The organism is Chryseobacterium cucumeris (assembly GCF_016775705.1).
GTDB lineage: Bacteria > Bacteroidota > Bacteroidia > Flavobacteriales > Weeksellaceae > Chryseobacterium > Chryseobacterium cupriresistens.
Map to the genome: position 1 here is coordinate 1,844,414 of NZ_CP068760.1, position 24,013 is coordinate 1,868,426.

Here is a 24,013-nt window from a genome sequence, read left to right on the forward strand (position 1 = left end):
GATGAATAAAACTATAGATATAGGTCAATATGTAGAAACTGCAATCAATTGGCTCACAGAAAACGGAAAACCTGTATTCGATGTTATAAAACACTTAGGAAATGCCTCTATTATGGGGATTGAATGGGTTTTAACAAACACACCTTTTTATGTAATCATTCTCTTTTTTACCCTGCTGGCGTTATGGAAAGCCGGAAAAGGCATTGCTGTAGTAACGGCTACCGGATTAAGTTTAATATTTTTAATGGGTCTATGGAAAGAAACCATGGAAACGCTGGCACTTATCTTTGTATCCACCATTACCGCTCTTATTCTTTCTATTCCTTTGGGAATTTTAGCAGCTAAAAGCAAAATAGCCGACAAAATCATTCGTCCTTTACTGGATCTGATGCAGACCATGCCCGCTTTTGTCTACCTGATCCCGGCTGTACTGTTTTTCAGTATCGGTAAAGTACCGGGTGCTTTTGCAACCATCATTTTCGCCATGCCGCCAGCAGTTCGATTAACGACATTGGGAATTGAAGCCGTTCCCAAAGATATTGTGGAAGCTGCCAGAGCTTTTGGAGCCACCAACCGTCAGATCCTGTTCAAAGTAGAGCTTCCTTTAGCGATGAAAACGATTTTAACGGGAATCAATCAGACAATCTTGTTATCATTATCCATGGTCGTTATTGCAGGAATGATTGCTGCAGGCGGTTTAGGAGAGAAAGTACTGGAGGGAATTAATAATCTGGATATCGGATTAGGATTTGAAAGTGGTTTATCCGTAGTGATATTGGCCATTATCCTCGACCGTATTACCCAGGGATTTGTAAAGAAAAAGCAATAAGATGAAACAATTTAAATATCTGTTTTTGCCCGTTTTAATGTTACTATTTACAGCATTAAGTTCGTGTGAAAACATAAAAAACTCAAAATACATTACCATAGGAATGGTAGATGGCTGGGCAGAAGATGTTGCGATGACGCATGTTGCAAAAGCCATTCTGGACGAGCAGGGATACCACGTTATTATTCAAAAAGCTTCTACGGATATGATCCTGGCTTCGATGAATAATGAAGATACAGACCTTTTCATGGGAGTCTGGCTTCCTTATACTCATGCTAAAAAACTGGCTAAATTTCCGGAATTAGTTCGTCTGGGAACCAATTACGACAATGGACGTATAGGACTGGTGGTTCCTGATTACGTTCCTGTTAACTCCATTGAGGAGCTCAATCAATATAAAAAACAGTTCAATCACAGAATTATTGGGATTGAAAAAGGAGCCGGGCTAACCACCGGAACGGATAAAGCTATTGTTGACTATAAACTGGATTACCAACAGATCAATTCCTCTACGATTGCCATGATCACCGAATTACAGAATGCTATTCAACGTAAAGAATGGATTGTGGTAACCGGATGGCAGCCTCACTGGATGTTTGGAAAAATGAAGCTTAAGTTTCTTGACGATCCCAAAAAGATATTTGGTGAAGCAGAACAGATTAAAACTTACTCCAGAAAAAGCTTTGCAAAAGATCATCCTGAGCTGGCCAAATTCTTTTCAAAACTCCATTTTGATGATGAAAATATGTCTGATCTTTTAATGAAAATGGAACAGAGTAAAAATAAAGAAGCCACCGCCAAAGAATGGGTGAAAGATCACCCGGAACTGGTACAGTCCTGGCTAGATAAAAATTAATAAACAGTTTGGTATTATTTAAAAATCCTCAACTCAACATGGGCTGAGGATTTTTTATCGACATAGATTAGTTGATTTTTTCTCTATGAAGCCATATTATTAGTAATCGCAAAGACGCAAAGAAATTTAATAACATACTGCTTTAAGGCGCAAGAAAATCAAAGATTTTCAGCAAGTTTGTTTCAGTTAAAATTCAACAGAATTAAATTTTATCAAAGATAAAATCCTTGCGCCTTAAGGCATATTTAAAAGAAAATTGTTGCGTCTTTGCGTTTTTCAATATCTCATAACGATCCCATTGATTCTTTGATTTTCTCACGATGAAGGATCCCCCAATTCACCAATGTTTCTGTGACCGGAAATACAGATTTCCCGTATTCGGTCACCGCATACGTTACCGTAATCGGCTTTGTATCCTGAATGGTTCTGGTGATCAGGAGATTCGTTTCCAGTTCTTTTAATTCTTTGCTTAACATTTTCGCAGAGATACCTTCTATACTGCGTTCCAACTTTTTAAAATGAATCATCTGATCCGGTCTGTTCGTCAGATACCGTAAAATCATCAGTTTCCATTTTCCTCCCAAAACGTCCAGACTGTCGCGCATCGCGAACAATTCCTCTGTGCAGCTGGCCTCTCTTTCAATGCCGTTTTCAATGATTTTTGCCATAATAGTTTCATGAAGGTAACTAGTTACCATTGGTTAACTAGTAGCAAATATAAACTATTCCCGCTTTACATTTGTGTATCAAATTTTAAAGTATGAAAACAGTTATTTTAAATAAAAACGGAAAGTTGGAAGACGGATTTGCAGAACAGCCAAAACCCAAAGGCAATGAAGTTTTAATTCAGATTAAAGCAAGTGGTTTCAACCCCATCGATTATCAGATGCTGGAAAATGAATTGGAACGGAAACTGATCAGTTCCCCGATATTAGGAAGAGAACTATCCGGAATTGTAGTGGATAAAGGTTCAGGAGTTAAAGAATTCAATATTGGAGATGAAGTCTATTGTGGCAGCGGTTCCATGGGAAGCAACGGCACTTACGCTGAATATATTGCAGTTCCTGAAGCCATTGTTTCCTTTAAACCAAAAAATATTTCTTTTGAACAGGCGGCTGCCATTCCTTCAGCAGGGCTTACTTCTTTACAAATTTTTAATCGTCTGAAATTAAACCCCGAAAATACAGTTTTGGTAACAGGAGCAACCGGAGGAGTCGGTTCATTTCTGATCAAACTTTTATTAGCACATAATATCCGACAGATCACAACCACAGTGGGCAGTGAAGAAAACAGACAGATCCTTCTCAATCTGGGATTGAAAAATCATCAGATCATCAACTATAAAGAAGAAAATCTTATCAGTAATATTCTAAAAGCCAATAATGATCAACCTTTCGAATATGGAATTGATCTGGTGGGAAACTATATGTCTGAAATCACCGCAGAAGTTTTAAAAATCAACGGAACGTATGTGGATGTGACAGCCTTGGTCACTAGAGATGCTCATGAAACCCTTTTCAACAAAGGAACTATGATTATGAATATCTCCAATTATATGTATGGAATGGTAAAAAAATACGAGTATTATAAAAACAGTTTGCTTACCATCAAAACACTTATTGAAAACGGAATGATTCTCCCTCCACAATATAGAACCGTTGGAAATCTTTCTTTGGATACAGTTCTACAGGCACATTCTATTCTAAAAAATAATCAGACTCAAGGTCATAAACTTATTATGAAACATTAATCTATGAATAAAATACCAAGACGAATCGTAACAGGAATAAAAGACGGAAAATCCGTTATTACTGAAGATCAACAAGTAGAAAACGCTGTGGAACACTTCCCGGGGCTCATCATTTCAGATGTATGGAATACCCATACAATGCCGGCCAGCCTGGACTTTGAAACCCAAATTCCCAATACCGGATTTCCACAAACTCCTAAAAATGGTACTTACTTCCGATATGTAGTAGTTCCTCCTGATAAAGATTTAGGTATAGAATGGAAAAAGAACGAACCTCATCCGATGATGCATCAAACCCCAACACTGGATTATATCATTATTCTTTCCGGCGAACTTTACCTTATCTTGGAAGAAGAAGAAACGCTTCTGAAGCCAGGCGACATCGTCATTCAAAGAGGAACAAATCATGCTTGGAGCAACCGGTCTAATGAACCTTGCATTCAGCTAGCTGTTTTGATTGATGCAGAAATTTAATTTGTTGGAAAAACGCAAAGACGCAAGGATAAATAAATAATGTATTGTTTTTAAGGCGCAAGAAAATCAAAGATTTTCAGCAAGGATTAATGCATATAGTATTAGAATTAGACAATTTTATCGCAGATAAAATCCTTGCGCCTTACAGCATAATAATAGAAAATACTTTGCGCCCCTGCGCTTTCCAATAAAAACTCCCAATTTACAAAGCAGAAATCTCCAACAGTTTCTGCTTCATTTTTTCAGTCGTCATCTGCCCTTCCTGATAATACACCAGATTCTGATGCTTATCCAGGAATATCCACAAAGGATAAACAGGCTGATTTTTATTTTTAGACAATGCCAGCGCCAGCTCATGAATTCCCGAATTTCCATTCTGCAGATATTCAAAATCCTGGTTCTGAAAATGAATGGTCTCCTTCGTTTTCTCTGCCTCAAAGTTGATAAAATAAAAGTGATCATTGACCATATTCACCAACTCCTGATCTTTATTCATACGGAAAGACTCAATCTTACAGACCGCACACCAATCTGTATATAGATGGATCACAACCGGTTTAGGATTTTCTTTCTGCTGAACCTCAAGATCAGAAAAAGTGCCTGTCTTCATCTGAGACAGATAAAAACAGGGCACTAACATTAAAAATAAAGCTATTTTTTTCATTTCAAAGTATATTTTACACCCAGAAATCCTCTGATTCCCTGCATCGGGGCGTAACCGTATGCCGTATCAAAAGTATAGTGATTAGGATTGTTGACAGGATCATCAACATATTTATCAAACGGGTCAAACGGTCTCATCAAAGGATCTTTAGGTCTGAAATTGAATAGGTTTTTTATTCCGCAATACACTTCAAATCCGGATTTAAAGCTCTTAGACACCTGAATATTGGCCAGAGAATAAAACGGTGAATATTCAGGGCGGTAGTCGTTTACCAGAACAGGAAGCCTCATGGGCCCGTAGAATTGTCCTGTAAAATCGATGGTCAGATTATTGGCGAACTTATATGTCAGATTATAAGTACCACTCCATTTCGGAGCATGCAATTGCTGTGTTTTTTGATTTTCATTATCAAATTTCTGATAGACATCCAGATACGTCACTCCCAGATTGACACTAAGAGGGAATTGAAAACTAAAATCCACATTCAGGGAAGCTCCCCGTGAAATTCCGTACCCATGAAGATTGTCATAAATAATTTTATCAGGGTCCGAATCAAAATCTCCCACGATTTTATTACTGAAATACGTATAAAATGCCGACGCATCAAGATTCACCATTCGGTTTCCTACAGGAATTTTCCAGATATAATTCAAGTTTCCGTTGATCGATCTTTCGGGCTTCAGGTCAGATTTTACCACCACTTCCCTTGAACCTGTCAAAGCAGCATGATCTTCCGTAAACAAATTCACTACTCGGAAGCCTGTTCCAAAGTTAAAACGTAAGGTATGGTATGGATTAGGATTAAATTTCCATGCAAACCTCGGTGAATGTACGGAATGATGCACTTTATCATAATCATATCTGTATCCAATCAGCAAAGTATTTTTATCATTGATTTCCCACTGATCCTGGATAAAAGCTCCCCAGATCGGTGATTTCATCGGCGCATTAGTGATACCATCCGCAGCTAATGTTCCCGGAGTATTATCATCGTAAAAAGTTCTTTTGAAAGTAAGTCCGGCCGTGATATCATGTTTCCCGAAACTTCTGTCCCAATACGTCTGTATGAAAGCTACTTTCTGTGTCGCATTGAATGGATTGGAGCCATAAAATGAATTCTGGTCATGGTAATTATAAGAAAACTGAGTTACAATATGTTCTTTCATCGGCCATTCGTACAATCCGAAAACCTCTGCTCTGTTCGTATAAATACTTTCTCCGTATACTTCATCACTGCCACGGAAAGATTTATTCCACTGCATTTCACCGCCAAAGCGGTCTTCATACAGATATCTCATGGCAAAACTTGCCTGTCTGTTTTCCTTTCTTTTAAAATTCCACTTATTGAAAACCGAAATTCTGCTTTGTAAAGTAGCATCGGTGAAATTATCTTTATTCTGATCTATTCTTTCCTGAAAACTGAAATAATTTAAACTTAATAAAGAAGCAGCTTTCTTTCCTACGTTGAATTTGGTGGAAAGATCCAGATTATTTTCAAACCAGCTCGATGTCATCAGGTCAACACTTAATTTAGGAGCAGTCAGTGCATTTTTGGTGATAATATTAATGACCCCTCCCATGGCTTCAGAACCATAAATAGAAGATGCAGGACCTTTTACAACTTCAATTCTGTCTACCAGACTATTGGGGATTCCGCTTAATCCATATACGGTGGAAAGCGAACTTACAATCGGCATTCCGTCAATCAGAATCATGGTATATGGCCCTTCCAATCCATTAATATGGATATCTCCCGTATTGCACACAGAACAGTTCAGCTGAGGTTTTACTCCATTCACCATGGCAATGGCCTCAAAAATACTGGGAGTAGGATTTTTCTGGAAAAATTTCTGACTATAAATCTCTACAGCGACAGGACTTTTCGACCTGCTCATCGGTTTTATGGTTCCGGTAACTACTACATCTTCAATGTTACTGGTCTTGAATTCCCTCTTCATAACTTTTGCAGAATCCTGCCTTTTAGACTGCTGTAAACTCAAACTGTCCGTCTCCTGCGCAAAGCAATAGCTAGATAAAAAAGTAATAGAAAATAATATTCGCTTCATGAAATTAAAATTGTTAGACAAATCTAACAATTATTTTTCAAATACAAAACTTCTTCAAAAAAATATAGATGGATTGAATTCATGAAAAATGATTAAATTTGAGAAACTACATATGAAAGTAAAATGAGATATCATCAATTGGGAAATATCCCACAAAAAAGGCATACGATCTTTAAGTCTCCGGAAGATAAATTTTACTATGAACAGCTTTTCGGTACAGAAGGCTTCCATGGTATTTCTTCTCTGTTATATCATATCCACCGCCCTACACAAATCAAATCTATCGGTGAACCGAAAGATGTTACTCCAAAAATCGCTGTGGAAAAAAATGTGGCTCCGAGAATGTTTAAAGGAATGAACGTCACTCCTGAAGATGATTTTATGGACAGCCGAAAGATCCTTTTGATGAATAATGACCTGAAAATGGGACTGGCCAAGCCAAGAAAATCGATGGATTACTTCTACAAAAATGCAGAATGTGATGAACTTTTATATGTTCACCAAGGAAACGGAATCTTAAAAACATTTGTAGGTGATCTTGAATTCGTAACCGGAGATTATCTTATTATTCCGCGAGGAACTATCTATCAGGTAGAACTAAAGTCTGATGACATTGTGTTTTTCGTATTGGAAAGCCACTCTCCTATTTACACTCCGAAAAGATACAGAAACGAATTCGGGCAGCTTTTGGAACATTCTCCATTCTGCGAAAGAGATATAATTGCTCCTACTTACAGAGAACCCATCGATGAAAAGGGAGAATTCTTAATTAAAGTAAAAAAAGAAAACCAGATTACCGATTTCATCTACGCGACTCACCCGTTTGATGTAGTAGGCTGGGACGGATATTTTTATCCTTATAAATTCAACATTAAAAACTTCGAACCGATTACCGGAAGAATTCACCAACCACCACCTGTTCACCAGAATTTTGAGGGACACAATTTTGTAGTCTGCTCATTCTGTGCAAGAATGTATGATTATCACCCACAGGCGATTCCGGCACCTTACAACCACTCCAATATTGACTCTGATGAGGTATTATTCTATACGGAAGGAGACTTCATGAGCCGTAATCATATTGATTTGATGGACTTCACCCTTCACCCGGGAGGAATTGTACACGGACCTCATCCAGGTGCTATGGAAAGAAGTATCGGAAAAAAATTCACAGAAGAATATGCCGTAATGGTAGACCCTTTCCGCCCTTTGAAAATTACTGAAGAAGCTTTAAAAGTGGAAGATCCTTCCTATAAAACTTCATGGCTGGAATAGTCTACAAAGAATTAAAACAGTTTTAAACTTTACTATCAACCACAAAAGTCACAAAAGATATAAACACTAAAGGTTTATAGGTGAATCTTTATTAATTATAAAGAACACAAAAGTCTTGAAAATCGAAGATTTTCCTCTAATGTAAACTTTATGCAGTATTAATATTGGCTTTTTCATTAAACAAGAGTATTTAACCAAGCTTTGTGACTTTTGTGGTTGAAAATTCAAATAGATTTATCTAATATTAAAAAAGTCTATTAAGTTCATATTAAAAAGTATTACTGAATACATACAAAAGACGCTTTAAATCCTTTATTTAAAGCGTCTTTTTTTGTAAATTTGTGAGGTATGGTTACCATATTGGCCATCATTATTTTTCATGACGCATCCTAAGTAATGGTGGTTTAAAACAAAATCAATATTACATGTTAGAAAGAATCAGATTAGAAAGTCTACGCGAAAAAGTAACTACCGCTGAAAACGCAGTAAAAATCATTAAAGACGGTATGACCATCGGGTCCAGCGGCTTTACGAAAGCAGGTGACAGCAAAGCCATTTTGCCGGCACTGGCAGAAAGAGGAAAAACCGAAGACCTTAAAGTCACTTTAATGACGGGAGCTTCACTAGGCCACGGTACCGATGGAAAGCTGGCTGAAGCCAATGTTCTGAAGAAAAGGATGCCTTTCCAGGTAGATCCTGTTTTAAGAAATAAAATTAACAATGGCGAAATTCTATTCATCGACCAGCATTTAAGTGAAAGTGCCGAACTCCTTCACACCAAAAATCTTCAGAGTATTGACGTAGCTATTATTGAAGCGGCCTATATTGAAAGAGACGGAAGTATTGTTCCTACCACTTCTGTAGGAAATTCGGTGACATTTGCTGCTTTGGCTAAAAAAGTGATTATTGAAATCAATACCGAAGTTCCAGAAGAAGTTTACGGAATCCACGATATTTACCAGGCTGAAGATTATCCTTACAGAAATGTTATTCCAATCGTAGCGCCATGGAATAAAATCGGGAGAAAAAGCATTCCTGTAGATCCTGAAAAGATTGAAGCTATTGTATTTACCAACCGTAAAGACAGTCCGGCAGATATTGCAGAACCTGACGAAAAAACAACAGCAATCGCCAAACATCTTCTTGCGTTCTTTGAAAATGAAGTTCTTTTGGGACGACTTACCGACAGACTACTTCCTCTTCAGGCAGGTATTGGTAAAGTAGCCAACGCTGTTCTGACAGGTTTCAAAGACAGTAATTTTTATGATCTGACAATGTTTTCCGAAGTACTTCAGGACAGTACCTTCGATCTGATCGATTCCGGTAAGCTAAGCTTTGCCTCAGCATCTTCCATTACCGTTTCTCAGGAATGCTACGAAAGAGTATTAGGAAATCTTTCAAAATATAAAGACAAATTCGTTTTAAGACCTCAGAATATTTCCAATACACCGGGACTGATCCGAAGATTGGGAGTGATTGCCATCAATACCGCCATTGAATTTGATATCTATGGAAATGTAAACTCCACTCATATCGGAGGAACCAAAATCATGAACGGAATCGGAGGTTCCGGAGACTTCGCGAGAAATGCTTATTTAAGTATTTTCGTAACTCAGGCTGCTTCAAAAGGCAACAATATTTCTCACGTCCTTCCAATGGTTTCTCATACCGACCATACGGAACATGATGTTGATATTCTGGTAACAGATGTCGGATTGGCTGATTTAAGAGGTTTAGCTCCCAGAGAAAGGGCACAGAAAATCATTGACAACTGTGTTCACCCGGATTATAAAGAAGAATTACAATCTTATTTCGACAGAGCCTGCGAAAAAGGAGGTCATACTCCTCATTTATTACAGGAAGCCTTCAGCTGGCATTTACGATTTGCAGAAACCGGAAGTATGAAACAGAAAACAGCTGTAGAAGCCGCTAATTAAGATTTTCATCAAAGATCAAATAAAACAAAAAGGACTGAATGCCAATGCATTTGGTCCTTGTTATTTTAAATCAAAATTGGTTTATTCATATGACAAAAATCTGTTCAATATCCTTAAAAAATTTATATGAACATAAAATTATAAAGATTATCTTTGAAAGAAGAGCGGTATTTTTATGAGATTTAAAATACGTTGAGCACCCTTTTAAAAAAGACAAAATATGAATAATTACATCAGCGCAGAAGAAGCAATATATACAATAAAAAGCGGAAACCGTGTGTTCTTTCATGGCAGTGCGTGTACCCCGAATTATCTGATTGACGAGTTGGCAAGACAGTCCGGCCGGCTGCAAAATGTGGAAATGGTTTCCATTACCCAACAGGGAAATGTGGAAATTGCAAAACCACAATACAAAGACAGCTTTTTCATCAATTCTTTATTTGTTTCAACGCCTGTGCGTGATGCTGTGAATTCTGACCGCGGAGACTTTGTTCCCGTTTTCTTAAGTGAAATTCCTATTTTATTCAGAAAAAACATCCTGCCACTGGATGTGGCGATCGTCACCGTTTCTCCACCAGATCAACACGGTTTTTGTACGTTGGGAACTTCAGTCGATATTGCGAGAGCTGCTGTAGATACGGCAAAAATCATTGTAGCCATCGTTAACCCAAGAATGCCAAGAACCCATGGAGACGGGATGATCCACATCAGCAGAATTCACAAGCTGGTATGGCATGAAGAGGAACTCCCAACAGTAGATTACGGTTCCAAAGTAGGCCCCGAAGAAATGCTGGTAGGAAAAAATGTTGCGGAGCTTATTGAAGACAGATCGACCCTTCAGATGGGTATCGGAACCATTCCTGATGCAGTTCTGAAATGCCTTACCAATCACAAAGATCTGGGAATTCACACAGAAATGCTGAGCGACGGTGTTATCGATCTGATTCAGAATGATGTGATCAATAATAAATACAAAGGCTACAACGATAACAAAACCATCACAAGTTTCTGTTTCGGAACCCGGAAACTCTATGATTATGTGGATGATAACACCGTTTTTGCTTTCAGGGATGTAAGCGAGGTTAATTTTCCTATCAATATCATGAGAAACAAAAAGATGGTTGCCATCAATTCTGCCATTGAAATAGACCTCACAGGACAGGTATGTGCCGACTCTATCGGAACGCTCCAGTACAGTGGAATCGGAGGACAAATGGATTTTATGCGCGGTGCTGCTTTAAGTGACGACGGGAAACCTATCATAGCCATTACCGCAAGAACAAAAAAAGGAGTTTCCAGAATTGTTCCCTTTCTTAAGCAGGGTGCTGGTGTAGTTACTACAAGAGGGCATATTCATTATGTAGTAACTGAATACGGAACAGCTTATCTGTACGGAAAAAACCTTCGCCAGAGAGCACAGGAACTTATCAGCATTGCCCATCCGGATGACAGAGAAATGCTGGAAAGAGCTGCTTTTGAAAGATTTAAACATTGATAATCAAACCATAAAGTTTTCAAAACTTTTTTTGCTATAAAAATTAAAACAAATTTTGAATTTAACATCATAGAATCATATGAAAATATTAATTTTTTGGCAGTATATTTGATAAAATTCATTCAAAAACAAGGAAATTGAAAACTATATATAATTCGATACGAGACGAAATTGTAAAACATTCCAAGGTAAGGAATTCTGTTTTGGGGAATGTGAATGAATGGAAGAGAAGCCACTATATTATTCTTTCCGAAATCATCAAAGATGAACTCTCTGAGGCTGAAGAACTGAAGGGAGGAAAAAAATTTGAAATCGGAAATACCATTTCCCATGTTACCCTTCAACGATTTTTTGAAAACGATTATCAGGATAAAACCCACAGTGATCTCAGATTTTTAAAAACACTGGATAAAATCTGTATCTTTTTAGGATATAAAGATCTTAATGATTACATCCTTACGGTAAGGTACAGAAAAGAGAATGATGAGGGAACAGATGACCAATCCTATCTTACACAGATGGTATATGATTACTGTGCTGCCGTTTTTGAATTTTATAAGCTGTTTCCGACTCACAATACCGAACTTTTAAAAGGTCTGGTATTTGACAACTCTCCTTTTCTGGAAAGAGCTTCACAGTTTAGTAAAGAGTTGTGTGATAAAGATTTTCACCTGGTTACAAAAAACAACAGATCCAATTATGAAGTATTTGATATTCACGTTGTCACAGACGAACCGGACAAAAAAATACTGGAGTCTCAGGAATTCTGGAATCTTCTGTTCAAAGTGGGAGAAACCGGCGAAGAACATTTCGTGAATCAACTCAGTACCCAGATCTATTTTATCCGAAAAATAAATGATACCTGGAAGATATGGGATAATTATAATCCCGACGCAGGAATGCTCAACCGAAAAATTGAAACAATCTAAAATAAAAAGCCGCAGAGAAATCTACGGCTTTCATGTTTCGAAATATTTTTTTTTCACTTGTCTTTTTGTATAACAAATGTAGGCAGACGATTTTAAACTTATGAAACTTAAATATACTTAAGTAAACTCTTCTTTAACGTTATGTTAAATATATTCAATGAATCCGGGGGAATATTTTCGCAATGTCTAAGAATTTTGTAATTTGCATACCAATAAAATAAAAGTAAAAGAGAAAATATGTCAACACTTACATTTGCCGAAAAAATAGCTCAAGCAGAAAATTTCTTACCAATTAATGGTACAGATTATATTGAGTTTTATGTAGGAAATGCAAAACAGGCTGCCCATTATTACAAAACCGCTTTCGGTTTTCAGTCTGTAGCTTATGCGGGTCCTGAAACAGGAGTAAGAGACCGTGCATCTTATGTGCTTCAACAAGGAAAAATCAGATTGGTATTAACAACAGGACTTAAATCTGACTCTCCTATCAGTGAGCACGTAAAAAAACATGGTGACGGAGTAAAAATTTTGGCACTTTGGGTAGATGACGCTTATGCAGCTTTCGAAGAAACAACTAAAAGAGGAGGAAAACCTTATTTAGAGCCTGTAACGTTAACTGATGAGCAGGGTGAGGTAAGAATGTCCGGTATCTACACCTATGGAGAAACCGTTCACATGTTTGTGGAAAGAAAAAATTATAACGGAGCTTTCATGCCTGGTTACGAAAAGTGGGAAAGTGATTATAAGCCTGAAGAAGCAGGTTTATTATACGTAGACCACTGTGTAGGAAATGTTGACTGGAACAGAATGATCCCAACCGTAGAATGGTATGAAAAAGTAATGGGATTTGTAAACATCCTTTCTTTTGATGATAAGCAGATCAACACAGAATATTCTGCACTGATGTCTAAAGTAATGTCAAACGGAAACGGATATGCAAAATTCCCGATCAACGAACCTGCAGAAGGGAAAAAGAAATCTCAGGTAGAAGAATATCTTGATTTCTATGAAGGAGAAGGGGTACAGCACATTGCTGTAGCGACGAAAGATATTATCCATACCGTAACTGAATTGAAGAAGCGTGGTGTTGAATTCCTTTCTGCTCCACCGGAAGCTTATTACGACATGGTTCCTGAAAGAGTAGGTCATATTGATGAAGATCTTAAAAAACTTCAGGAGTTAGGTATACTTATTGATCATGATGAAGAAGGGTATTTATTACAGATCTTTACGAAGCCTGTAGAAGACCGCCCTACTCTATTCTTCGAAATTATTGAAAGACACGGTGCACAAAGTTTTGGTGCCGGAAATTTCAAGGCGTTATTCGAAGCATTAGAAAGAGAACAGGAAAGAAGAGGTAATCTTTAATTTTACAATAAAATATAAGTTTTGTCAGAATACTGTATTCTGGCAAAACTTTTTTATAAAACACAGTATATGAGAAAACTTTTTATCGGGATTTTCCTTCTGGGAACCTTAGGGCTTAAAGCCCAATATGGAACTTTGAATGAAATCCTTAACCGACTTGAACAAAGAAAAGGTATCAATCAGCATCTTGAAAATGTAAATATTGATAACAAAAAGTTTGTTTTCATCAAAGATGAAGCCGATCATACGGAACGGGACTTTATTATCATCAAAGGGAATAATGCCACGTATGTAGAAGTTTTCGATGATAAAGCAACAGGAGAAAGCAGTTCCAATGTTTTCACCGGTGATATCATCAGGAAAAAAAATATTATTTCTTTACGGGCAGACATGCTTGAAAACAAAAAAATCCCAATGCCTGTCACGAAGACTTTACTGCTGACACAACAGGACAATATTTTATACCTCATCGATGTCAATACCAGAGACAGATGGATAGATGAAGCATCTTACTCAAAAAAGGCCAAATAAATGTTCCGGGGAATTCTCCGGATGATATTGAATCTAACTAAAATCTAAACTTATGAAATCATTTGTAGACTATTCCTCAAATTCGGATTTTTCTATACACAATATTCCTTTCGGAGTCGCAGTTTTTAACAAAGAATATATCGGATGCTGTACAAGAATCGGAGATCAGGTCATTGACCTTGCTACATTGTACGATCTTGGGTATTTTGAAGATATTGAAGGATTAGACGACAATGTTTTTGAAGCGTATACCATCAACGAATTTATCGAGCTGGGTAAACCTGTTACCAATGCTGTTCGTATTAAAATCCAAACCTTATTACAGGAAGGATCCACTTTATCAAAAGATCAGAAAACTATTGAAGAGGCTTTCTATGACCTGGATAAAGTAAAAATGATGATGCCTGTTCACATCCCGAATTATACAGACTTCTATAGCAGCATCGAACATGCTACCAATGTTGGAAAAATGTTCCGTGATCCTGCAAACGCATTATTACCCAACTGGAAACACTTACCGGTAGGTTACCACGGAAGAGCATCCTCTATTGTAGTTTCCGGAACGGAGATCAACCGTCCGAAAGGTCAGACAAAGCCTGCCGATGCAGATAAACCGTTTTTCGGACCATCTAAACAACTGGATTTCGAACTGGAAATGGCTTTCATCATCAATAAAAATACAGAGATGGGAGAAAGTATTTCTACTAAAGACGCTGAAGATGCCATCTTTGGAATGGTCGTTTTCAACGACTGGTCTGCAAGAGATATCCAATCCTGGGAATATGTTCCGTTAGGGCCTTTCCTTGCGAAAAACTTCGGTTCATCCATTTCTCCATGGGTAGTTACCCTTGAAGCTTTGGAGCCGTTCAGAACCGCTTCCCCGGTGCAGGATCCTGAGGTTTTAGACTATTTAAAATTTGAAGGTGATAAAAATTACGATATCAACCTTGAAGTATATATCCAACCTGAAAACGGAGATCAAAATCTGATCTGTGAAAGCAACTACAAACACATGTACTGGAATATGACCCAGCAACTGGCACACCACACCGTAAACGGTTGCAACGTAGAAGTTGGTGATATGTACGCCAGTGGAACCATTTCCGGAAGTGACCCGAAATCTTTCGGTTCTATGCTTGAACTTACATGGAGAGGACAAAATCCTTTGTCATTAAGCAACGGAGAAGAAAGAAAATTCATTGAAGATAATGATACGGTTACCATGAAGGCCTGGGCTGAAAAAGACGGTGTGAGAGTAGGTTTCGGTGAAGTTTCAGGTAAAATCATTCCAGCACTTTAACTTTTTTTTACCACAATAGTCACAAAAGAATTTATGATTACGCAATCATTTTTAACAGATCTTACCTATAAAATAAATGGTGCTTGTATAGAAGTTCACAAAATTTTAGGGCCTGGTTTATTGGAAAGCGTATATCATAAATGTCTGGAAGAAGAATTTAGATTAAGAAATATTAATTTTAAATCTGAATTGAAAGTTCCTGTACATTACAAAGGAAAAGAAATTAACTGTGATTTCTTTTGTGACTTTTTAATTGAAGACCTAATTGTGGTAGAATTAAAGTCAGTTGCGAAGCTTAATGATATTCATAGAGCTCAACTTCTTAACTATATTAACTTAATGAAGAAACCCAAAGGCATTTTAGTCAATTTTAATGTAAAAAACCTATATCACGAAGGGCAAGAAACCTTTGTAAATCAATATTACGATATGCTTTTTTAAACTTTAATGATTAAAAGTATTTTACTTAAAACTTTTGTGCCTTTTGTGGTTAAATAGAATATGAAAACAGTAATCCCCTCCGAGATAACCTCCGTACAACTACAGACCATTATGCAGACCGCCGTTTCACCACGACCGATTGCACTGGCATCTACTGTAGATAAAGACGGTAATAATAACTTATCTCCTTTCAGTTTTTTTAATATGTTCAGTACGGTTCCTCCGATTTTGATTTTTTCACCATCGAGAAGAGTTCGTGATAATACCACCAAGCATACGCTGGAAAATGTTCTTGAAGTACCGGAAGTAGTCATCGGAACAGTAAACTTTCCGATTGTACAACAGATCTCTTTAGCCTCTACAGAATATGAAACCGGAGTGAATGAGTTTATCAAATCCGGTCTTACCATGAAAGAGGCAGATCTTGTACAACCTAAGCTGATTGAAGAATGCCCTGTTAACTTTGAATGCAAAGTTTTAGAAGTAAAATCATTGGGTGATCAGGGCGGTGCAGGAAATCTGGTGATCTGTGAAGTTCAGAAAATTCATATCAGGGAAGAATATCTGAATGAAGCAGGAAATCTGGATCAGAAAAAACTGGATATGGTAGCCCGTTTAGGCAGCAACTGGTATTCCAGAAGCAATGAAAACAGTCTTTTTGAAGTACCTAAACCTTTGGTAACAAAAGGAATCGGTTTTGATCTGCTGCCGGATTCTATCAAATATAGTAAAGTATTTACAGGAAATGACCTTGGAATGCTTGCCAATACGGAAGTATTGCCTGAAGGTGACTTTCATGCTGGTGAAAATATTCATCTCGACGCACAGAAATTACTTCTGGAAAGCAAAGTGGAAGAAGCGTGGGTTTTGCTCACTATTAAATAAAAAAATAAGCCTGAAATTTCAGGCTTATTTTTTTATGCTGGAAGTAAGAAGCTGGAAGTATATAAGGTCTTATGAATAGATTTTTGTCCAAATTAATACCCTTTGGAAAATAGTTCCATTTTGATTTCAATAGATACTGAATACTATTATCTTCCAGCTTCTTGTTTACTTTCTTATTTTGCTTTCAGTGATTCTGAGACCGTAATTTTCCCTTTTTCAGCAAATTCTGTTATCTTGCCGTTTTTATCTATGGAAACATTCAGATTATCATTTTTAGCATCGTAATAAATGCTTGTCGCGTATCCCGGACAATCGTGCTGTTTACATCCTGTCAGTTTGTAGATTCCATTTTCTGATACAACAGGACTTTCCACATTGAAATTCTTTACCATCTCATCATACTGAGCACCAGTAAGTTTTTTAAGTCTTTCTGAAATACCTTTATCTTCAAAGAATTTAATATCATGAGGATATTTCCCAACGTTTTTGGTAATAACATTATCCGGAGCAGGAGCAGAAGGAGCTGCAGTTGCTGCTGAATCTGTTTTTGGAGTTGTTGCGGAATCCTTAGGCATTACCGTTGCCAAAGTATCACTGCTTACAGAAGATTCTGTTTTTGTTTCTTTTTTACATGAAACAACACATAATGAAAGCGCAAATGCGCCTGCAATAATTTTTTTCATAAATATATTTTTATGGTGGTTACCATATAATAACGTAGTTTTAAACGTTTTATTTCAATTTTTCATTGATAAAATCAATGCATTTTTCAGTTACAGTATGGAGATCTTTTGGTAGATCATTTTCTTCCCATGGTTCTTTTGCCCCGAAAGTATGGTTGGCATTTTCAATAAGAAACAATTCAGAATTGGGGTGGAGAATATGAAGATGTTCAGCCTGTTTTACTTCTACCGCTTCATCTTCTGTTCCATGAATAATCAGCATATGAGCTTTAGCCATTTCTGTAGCTCGTTCTACATCAAAACGGTGAATATCCTTTTCATAGTCTTCATAAAACTGATAATAATGAGGCATTTCTTGTTTTGTACGGCCGTTCAGCGCATAATACACTCCATTATTTTTCCAGTTCTCAAAGGCTTCTCCTTTTGGAAAACGATCTAAAGTATCCACACTGGCCACCGTAATCAACCCGTTAATCCTTTCATCTTCAAAAGTTTTAACAATAGAAATTCCTCCTCCTCTGCTGTGCCCGATCAGCACAATCTTTTCATCATCCACATGGGGATCTTTACTAAAGTGATCAATCACTACGCCAAGATCTGAAAGTTCTTTAGAATAATTATTATTTCCAAAAGCTTCAAGATCTCCGAAGTTGAGCGGATCATCGGTTGTTGTCCCGTTATGTGAAAAATTAAACTTGACAAAGAAAAAGCCAGCTTCCGCAAACTTTTCAGCCATCAGATTCCAGGCTCCCCAATCTTTATACCCTTTATATCCGTGAACAAATATGATCAGGGGAAGTTTTTTTTGACTGTCTTTATAAAAAGCATCAGCAAGAAAACCTTTTGTTTCTTTATTTTCTAAGTATATATTCTTTTCTATAATCAAATTCATAAAACAAATGGGTTTTACTTAATATTATTTATATTTATAGGATGAATTCAAACTGAAATTTATGAAAAAAACTCTACTTTTTTTATCTTTAATTACATTTTCTTTCATCCTGAGCCAGACGACCAAAAGGGTATTCTTTATTGGAAACAGTTATACTTATGTTAACAATTTACCTGGCCTTATTCAAAGCATTGCTGCATCTAATGGTGATGTATTCGAGCATCACAGCCAGACTCCGGGAGGTGCTACCCTGCAGGATCATGCCAACAATCCGAATGTCACTACAGACATTAATCAGGGAAACTGGGATTACGTGGTATTGCAGGAACAGAGCCAGCTTCCTTCGTTTCCTGATTCGCAGGTACAAAACCAGGTGTATCCTTATGCGCTTCAGCTTTCCAATTTAATTAAAACAGCCAATCCTTGTGGAAATGTTATTTTCTATATGACCTGGGGCCGTAAAAACGGAGATGCTACGAACTGTCCCGGGCTTCCGGCTGTCTGTACCTATCAGGGAATGGACATGCAAATTTATAACCGATACATGGAAATGGCTATGAACAATGAAGGCATTGTCTCTCCTGTAGGTAAAGTCTGGAGAACAATCAGAGAACAAAACCCGGCCATTGAATTGTATGATCAGGACGAATCGCACCCGAGCTACATTGGTTCTATGGCGGCTGCGTATACATTTTATACTATTATTTTCAAAAAAGATCCGACCCAGATTCCTTTTAATGGAAATCTTACTCCGGCACAGGCTCAGTTGATCAAAGAAATTGTGAAAACAGAGGTCTATAACCAGCCTGGTCAATGGTATGTAACCAACAATGATGTTCACAGCAGATTCACTTATCAGCTTACCGGAGCAGGAACCGTTCAGTTTACTAATACAACACAGAATGCAGCTTCTTATTTATGGGATTTTGGTGATGGTACAACATCTACTTTGGAAAATCCGACGCATACCTATACTGCAGTAGGAAATTATAATGTTAAACTGACAACCGATGCCTGCGGAGCAACAACTACCAAAACAAAACTGGTGGTTATAAATACATTAAATACTGCGGAAACAACTATAGAAAACGGAATTCAAATCTATCCAAATCCTGTTCAAAACCTTATTAACATTGTTTCTAAAAAGAAATTTGAAGTAATTTCCCTTACAGAAGCTTCAGGAAAAATCATTCCTTATCATTTGAATAAAACAGAGACTGGCTACAGTATTTCACTTCAGCATCTGACCAGCGGAGTTTATTTCCTGCAATATAAAACAGGTGAAAAGGAATTCACTAAAAAAATTATTAAAAAATAAGCTTATTTTTGCTGCATGCAGAATTTAAGAACTGTAACCGTGATGCGTTACATTCTGCCCCTGAGAGAAGGAGGATCTCTTCCGGCTCTGGCAGAAGCTGATGATGATTTCAAATATGTATTAAAATTCCGTGGTGCAGGCCATGGGGTAAAAATGCTGATCTCCGAACTTTTGGGCGGGAAAATTACCGAAGCTTTGGGACTTAAAATTCCTGAACTTGTTTTCGTTAATCTTGACGCCGATTTCGGAAGAACGGAAGCCGATGAGGAAATACAGGATCTTCTTAAGTTTTCCGAAGGACTGAATCTTGGGCTGCATTATCTTTCCGGTTCTATCACCTATGACCCGGGAGTAAGTGTTGACCCGCTTCTGGCGTCAAAAATAGTATGGCTGGATGCATTCATTACCAACATCGACCGTACTTTTAAAAATACGAATATGCTGATGTGGCATAAAGAACTTTGGATCATCGATAATGGTGCTTCGTTCTACTTCCACCACTCCTGGCAGAATTTTGATGCAGCGGCTAAAACGCCTTTCAAATATGTGAAAGATCATGTGCTTCTTCCTAAGGCCAAAATGCTTGACGAAGCGGATAAATTTGCTCATGAAGTTTTGAATGATACTCTTTTCAGAGACATTGTGAATATGATTCCTGGAGACTGGCTGCACTGGAATGATGCCGACGAAACACCGGAAGAAATCCGTGAGATCTATTTTCAGTTTATGAAAACCAGATTAGAAAATTCTCAAATCTTTGTAAACGAAGCGAAAAATGCAAGAGGATAAAATATATGAATATGCGGTAATACGCCTGGTACCTAAAGTTGAAAGAGAAGAATTTTTCAATATCGGGCTGGTGATGTTTTCCAAAAAGGAAAAATTCATCAGAGTGGAATTCTATTTGTGTCCGGACAAATTCAAACTGATGCATAGCAAACTGGATTACAATGATATCATCCACAATCTTGAAAGCTTTCAAAAAATTGCTAACGGTGAGAAAGATGGCGGTCCTATTGCTTTTCTTGATATTCCGGAACGTTTCCGATGGCTGACAGCGGTAAGAAGTTCTGTAGTCCAGACCTCAAGACCTCATCCGGGAAAATCAAAGGATCTGAATGCCACTTTTGGTAAGCTTTTTGAGGAGTTAGTAAAATAACACTCCTTAAAAATTTATTATGAAATTACACATCAACAACATATCAACATACAGGTTTTTCACAAACCTGTTTTTTATTTTATTTTTAAGCTTTACAAATTTATTTTTTTCACAAGACCTACCATTAAGACCAAACAAACCTTCTGCTGTAAAAAGTACATTACTTCCTGAAATTGCAACAGTTTCCGAAGATATCGTGTACAAAACAAACAGAAAGGGCAAACCTCTCGCTCTTGATCTCTATACACCCAAGAATGCCACCACTGAAAAACTTCCGGTATTGATCTACGTTCATGGAGGCGGATGGGTAGAAGGTGACAAAGTGGTAAATGCAGATAATTATCTTGAAACAACTGTAAAAAAACTAATAGACAAACAGTATGCGGTGATCAGTATCAATTATACGCTTTTAAGTGACAGCATTCATTTTCCTCTGCCGTTGGAAGATACCAAAGATGCCATAAGATGGGTAAGAAAAAATGCTGAAAAATATAACCTTGACACCAACAATATCGGACTTTTCGGGGCTTCAGCCGGAGCCCATCTTTCTCTGATGGCAGCCTATACACCAGACAATACTTATCTTGGTAATCCTGAACTTTCCTCTTATTCGGCTAAAGTGAATTATGTGATTGATCATTATGGCCCTGCAGACCTCAACAAACTTTTCCATACAAGATTAGGAACAATTCCGGTGGGAATGATAGGATTAATGTCTAAAAAAATTGTCGGTTTACAGGAAAATCTTGTCAAAGGAATTTCCGGATATAATATCAGAAAAGATCAGGACAGCGCTATTGACTATCTTAAAACGATTTCCCCTGTCTATTTTGTTTCCGGAGGAGTTCCAACTTTAATTGTCCAGGGGAATAATGATAAAATTGTTCCTTTAAGCCAGTCTAAAAAGCTCCACCGAAAATTAAACAGAGCCAAAATACAGAACTCCCTGATCGTCGTTGATGGCGGAGTGCATGGCTTTGGCACTACTGATAAAGCTTATCTGGACCAACTTACAGATAAGATGGTAGATTTTGTTCTTTCACAAAAGAAATAAGATATATATTTATCTATCAGAGTACAATACAAAATCCTATAAATCAAATTAATAACATAAAGAACAAATACAAATTTGCTAGATTGATATACATATTATTACTTTTTCATTGAGAATTAATTACCTTGGCTATTGTTTAAATTATTAACAACAAAAACACCAATAGTTTAATTTTTTATCAACAAAAATAAGCAGTATGGAATCTTTAAACAATATCAATGCACTTACACTCATCTTTGTATCTGTTCTTCTTTTTGCGATAGCTTACCGTTTTTACGGTATTTTCATTGCCAATAAAGTTCTCCGGCTTAATGACGGGAATACAACACCTGCTGTAGAATTTGCAGATGGTAAAGATTATGTGGCTACCAATAAAAATGTACTTTTCGGGCATCATTTTGCAGCTATTGCAGCTGCGGGACCTTTGGTAGGCCCTGTTTTGGCGGCACAATTCGGGTATCTTCCCGGCGCATTATGGATATTGATAGGATGCGTACTGGGAGGCGGAGTGCATGACATGATCGTTCTTTTTGCTTCAGTGAGGCATAAAGGGCAAAGTCTAGCCACGATTGCTTCCAAAGAAATCGGGAAAGCAACGGGTACGGTAGCAGGTTTTGCGATCCTCTTCATTTTGATTCTTACACTGGCAGGTCTATCTTTAGCTTGCATCAACGCGATGCATGAAGCTTCATGGTCTCTTTTTACCGTTGTGATTACGATGCCTATTGCGATCATTATGGGTCTGATTATGCGTTATAAAAAGAATAGTGTCCTGTTTGCAAGTATTTTGGGAGGTATTCTTTTGGTTGCAGGAATTATCGGAGGACATACCCTCATGCAGAATCCTACGATGAATGGTTTATTTTCCTGGGATATTAAAACCATTTCTATTGCCATTCCTCTGTATGGTTTTATTGCTTCGGTATTACCCGTATGGCTTCTTTTGGTTCCCAGGGATTATCTATCGACTTATTTAAAGATCGGAACGATTATCATGCTGGCTATAGGGGTAATCGTTATCCATCCAACGATACAGATGCCGGCTATCACAGCATTTGTTAATGGCGGCGGCCCTATTATTGGCGGTCCGGTACTTCCTTTTATCTTCATTGTAATTGCCTGCGGAGCGATTTCCGGGTTCCATGCGGTGATTGCTACGGGAACCACTCCGAAAATGCTTAATAAAGAAAGAGAAATTCTTTTTGTTGGTTACGGAGCCATGCTGGTAGAAGGTTTTGTCGCATTAATGGCGCTTATCGCAGCCTGTACACTGATGCCGGGTGATTATTTTGCCATCAACACGCCCAAAGAAGCCTATGATTCATTTCTGGCAGCGCATCCTTCTTTGCACGGAGTGGATATTGATTATTACTCCCAGAAAATAGGTATTGATCTGTATGGCAGAACCGGAGGTGCAGTATCTCTGGCCGTGGGAATGGCCCATATCTTTAATAAAATCCCGTATATGGATCAGCTTACCGCGTATTGGTATAATTTCGCGATTATGTTTGAAGCGGTATTTATTCTTACAGCCATTGATGCAGGAACAAGAGTCGGACGCTTCTTCTTACAGGAAATGCTGGGGTCCGTAGTTCCAAAGTTTAATGATAAAAACTGGATTCCGGGAATCATTATCAGCAGTCTTCTTTTCACTTTTGCCTGGGGATATCTGGTATATACAGGAAATGTAAACAGTATCTGGCCGTTATTCGGAATCAGTAACCAATTGCTGGCAGCCTGCGGGCTTATTGTCTGTACAACGATGCTGATCAGAATGAACAGGGGAAAATATGCTTTATGCTCGGCTATTCCGGGTGTATTCATGGCTGGAATTACCTTCTGGGCGGGTTATATTCAGGTGACCGCCATTTACATTCCTAAAGGGCAGTATTTGCTGGCTGCTTTAGCGGTGACAGCCATGGTTCTGATGCTTATTGTATTTGCAGGAGCTTTCAGAAAGTGGTATCAGCTGCTTCAAATCAAAACAACTGAAATTGACCATTATGGTGAACCAGTGAAAGAACTGGTAGAAAGATAAAATTCAAATTTTATACAGAAAAAACAGTTCAGGATTTCTGAACTGTTTTTTTAAGCATTATCTTTTGTT

The 24,013-nt window shown here is 37.6% G+C and carries 23 protein-coding genes; 18 read left to right on the forward strand and 5 right to left on the reverse strand.

Annotated elements, in window-relative coordinates:
- Position 1 precedes the first annotated feature (1 nt).
- Both JNG87_RS08235 and JNG87_RS08240 read left to right on the forward strand, forming a co-directional pair.
- A complete protein-coding gene (locus tag JNG87_RS08235) occupies positions 2-829 on the forward strand; it encodes an ABC transporter permease (protein WP_202843262.1) in 828 nt (275 codons plus the stop codon).
- A 1-nt stretch (position 830) separates the two neighbouring features.
- The gene (locus tag JNG87_RS08240) at positions 831-1,685 is read left to right on the forward strand and encodes a glycine betaine ABC transporter substrate-binding protein (protein ID WP_202843264.1); all 855 of its coding nucleotides are present in this window, start codon (positions 831-833) and stop codon (positions 1,683-1,685) included.
- Between the two features lie 284 nt (positions 1,686-1,969).
- Here the strand turns inward: JNG87_RS08240 and JNG87_RS08245 are convergent, their stop codons facing one another.
- Positions 1,970-2,353 carry a winged helix-turn-helix transcriptional regulator gene (locus JNG87_RS08245; protein WP_202843266.1) on the reverse strand — a complete coding sequence of 128 codons (384 nt, stop codon included), beginning with the start codon at positions 2,351-2,353 and terminating at the stop codon, positions 1,970-1,972.
- Positions 2,354-2,445: 92 nt separating this feature from the next.
- Here JNG87_RS08245 and JNG87_RS08250 point away from each other — a divergent pair, with 92 nt between their 5' ends.
- Both JNG87_RS08250 and JNG87_RS08255 read left to right on the forward strand, forming a co-directional pair.
- A complete protein-coding gene (locus tag JNG87_RS08250; protein ID WP_202843268.1) occupies positions 2,446-3,435 on the forward strand; it encodes an NADP-dependent oxidoreductase in 990 nt (329 codons plus the stop codon).
- A 3-nt stretch (positions 3,436-3,438) separates the two neighbouring features.
- Positions 3,439-3,909 (forward strand): cupin domain-containing protein, encoded by a 471-nt coding sequence (locus JNG87_RS08255; protein ID WP_202843270.1) that lies wholly within the window; start codon positions 3,439-3,441, stop codon positions 3,907-3,909.
- A gap of 202 nt (positions 3,910-4,111) precedes the next feature.
- Here the strand turns inward: JNG87_RS08255 and JNG87_RS08260 are convergent, their stop codons facing one another.
- Positions 4,112-4,573: a redoxin domain-containing protein gene (locus JNG87_RS08260; RefSeq protein WP_202843273.1), complete on the reverse strand. Its 462-nt coding sequence runs from the start codon at positions 4,571-4,573 to the stop codon at positions 4,112-4,114.
- Positions 4,570-6,639, reverse strand: a complete 2,070-nt coding sequence (locus JNG87_RS08265) for a TonB-dependent receptor plug domain-containing protein (RefSeq protein WP_202843278.1) — start codon at positions 6,637-6,639, stop codon at positions 4,570-4,572. The genes JNG87_RS08260 and JNG87_RS08265 overlap by 4 nt, the downstream gene beginning before the upstream one ends.
- A 123-nt stretch (positions 6,640-6,762) precedes the next feature.
- Here JNG87_RS08265 and JNG87_RS08270 point away from each other — a divergent pair, with 123 nt between their 5' ends.
- The 9 genes from JNG87_RS08270 to JNG87_RS08310 all read left to right on the forward strand — a co-directional run bounded on the left by JNG87_RS08270 (position 6,763) and on the right by JNG87_RS08310 (position 16,800).
- Entirely contained in the window at positions 6,763-7,914 is a 1,152-nt protein-coding gene (locus tag JNG87_RS08270) for a homogentisate 1,2-dioxygenase (protein WP_202843284.1), read from the forward strand.
- A gap of 425 nt (positions 7,915-8,339) precedes the next feature.
- On the forward strand, positions 8,340-9,851 hold the full coding sequence (locus JNG87_RS08275) for a succinate CoA transferase (RefSeq protein ID WP_202843290.1): 1,512 nt from the start codon (positions 8,340-8,342) through the stop codon (positions 9,849-9,851).
- Positions 9,852-10,071: 220 nt separating this feature from the next.
- Positions 10,072-11,346, forward strand: a complete 1,275-nt coding sequence (locus tag JNG87_RS08280; protein WP_202843292.1) for an acetyl-CoA hydrolase/transferase family protein — start codon at positions 10,072-10,074, stop codon at positions 11,344-11,346.
- A 137-nt stretch (positions 11,347-11,483) separates the two neighbouring features.
- Positions 11,484-12,275 (forward strand): hypothetical protein, encoded by a 792-nt coding sequence (locus JNG87_RS08285; protein WP_202843295.1) that lies wholly within the window; start codon positions 11,484-11,486, stop codon positions 12,273-12,275.
- A 237-nt stretch (positions 12,276-12,512) separates the two neighbouring features.
- Entirely contained in the window at positions 12,513-13,643 is a 1,131-nt protein-coding gene (gene hppD, locus JNG87_RS08290; RefSeq protein WP_202843296.1) for a 4-hydroxyphenylpyruvate dioxygenase, read from the forward strand.
- Between the two features lie 69 nt (positions 13,644-13,712).
- Positions 13,713-14,174, forward strand: coding sequence for a hypothetical protein (locus JNG87_RS08295; protein ID WP_202843298.1), 462 nt, complete (start codon positions 13,713-13,715; stop codon positions 14,172-14,174).
- A gap of 52 nt (positions 14,175-14,226) precedes the next feature.
- Entirely contained in the window at positions 14,227-15,474 is a 1,248-nt protein-coding gene (gene fahA / locus JNG87_RS08300; RefSeq protein WP_202843300.1) for a fumarylacetoacetase, read from the forward strand.
- 33 nt (positions 15,475-15,507) lie between these two features.
- Positions 15,508-15,915: a GxxExxY protein gene (locus JNG87_RS08305; protein ID WP_202843302.1), complete on the forward strand. Its 408-nt coding sequence runs from the start codon at positions 15,508-15,510 to the stop codon at positions 15,913-15,915.
- Between the two features lie 60 nt (positions 15,916-15,975).
- A complete protein-coding gene (locus JNG87_RS08310; RefSeq protein WP_202843304.1) occupies positions 15,976-16,800 on the forward strand; it encodes a flavin reductase family protein in 825 nt (274 codons plus the stop codon).
- Positions 16,801-16,973: 173 nt separating this feature from the next.
- On the opposite strand, the gene JNG87_RS08315 is transcribed toward JNG87_RS08310, so the two are convergent.
- Positions 16,974-17,483 carry a hypothetical protein gene (locus JNG87_RS08315; protein WP_202843306.1) on the reverse strand — a complete coding sequence of 170 codons (510 nt, stop codon included), beginning with the start codon at positions 17,481-17,483 and terminating at the stop codon, positions 16,974-16,976.
- A gap of 49 nt (positions 17,484-17,532) precedes the next feature.
- Entirely contained in the window at positions 17,533-18,375 is an 843-nt protein-coding gene (locus JNG87_RS08320) for an alpha/beta hydrolase family protein (RefSeq protein ID WP_202843313.1), read from the reverse strand.
- A gap of 61 nt (positions 18,376-18,436) precedes the next feature.
- Between JNG87_RS08320 and JNG87_RS08325 the strand changes: the two genes are divergently transcribed.
- From JNG87_RS08325 to JNG87_RS08345, 5 genes are all read left to right on the forward strand, one after another.
- Positions 18,437-19,693: a PKD domain-containing protein gene (locus tag JNG87_RS08325; protein WP_202843317.1), complete on the forward strand. Its 1,257-nt coding sequence runs from the start codon at positions 18,437-18,439 to the stop codon at positions 19,691-19,693.
- Positions 19,694-19,708: 15 nt separating this feature from the next.
- A complete protein-coding gene (locus JNG87_RS08330) occupies positions 19,709-20,482 on the forward strand; it encodes a HipA family kinase (protein ID WP_202843319.1) in 774 nt (257 codons plus the stop codon).
- Positions 20,469-20,852: a DUF3037 domain-containing protein gene (locus tag JNG87_RS08335; RefSeq protein ID WP_202843321.1), complete on the forward strand. Its 384-nt coding sequence runs from the start codon at positions 20,469-20,471 to the stop codon at positions 20,850-20,852. Before JNG87_RS08330 ends, JNG87_RS08335 begins: the two co-directional genes overlap by 14 nt.
- A gap of 19 nt (positions 20,853-20,871) precedes the next feature.
- Positions 20,872-21,906 carry an alpha/beta hydrolase gene (locus JNG87_RS08340; RefSeq protein WP_202843323.1) on the forward strand — a complete coding sequence of 345 codons (1,035 nt, stop codon included), beginning with the start codon at positions 20,872-20,874 and terminating at the stop codon, positions 21,904-21,906.
- A 196-nt stretch (positions 21,907-22,102) separates the two neighbouring features.
- Entirely contained in the window at positions 22,103-23,944 is a 1,842-nt protein-coding gene (locus JNG87_RS08345; protein ID WP_202843325.1) for a carbon starvation protein A, read from the forward strand.
- Positions 23,945-24,013 lie beyond the last annotated feature (69 nt).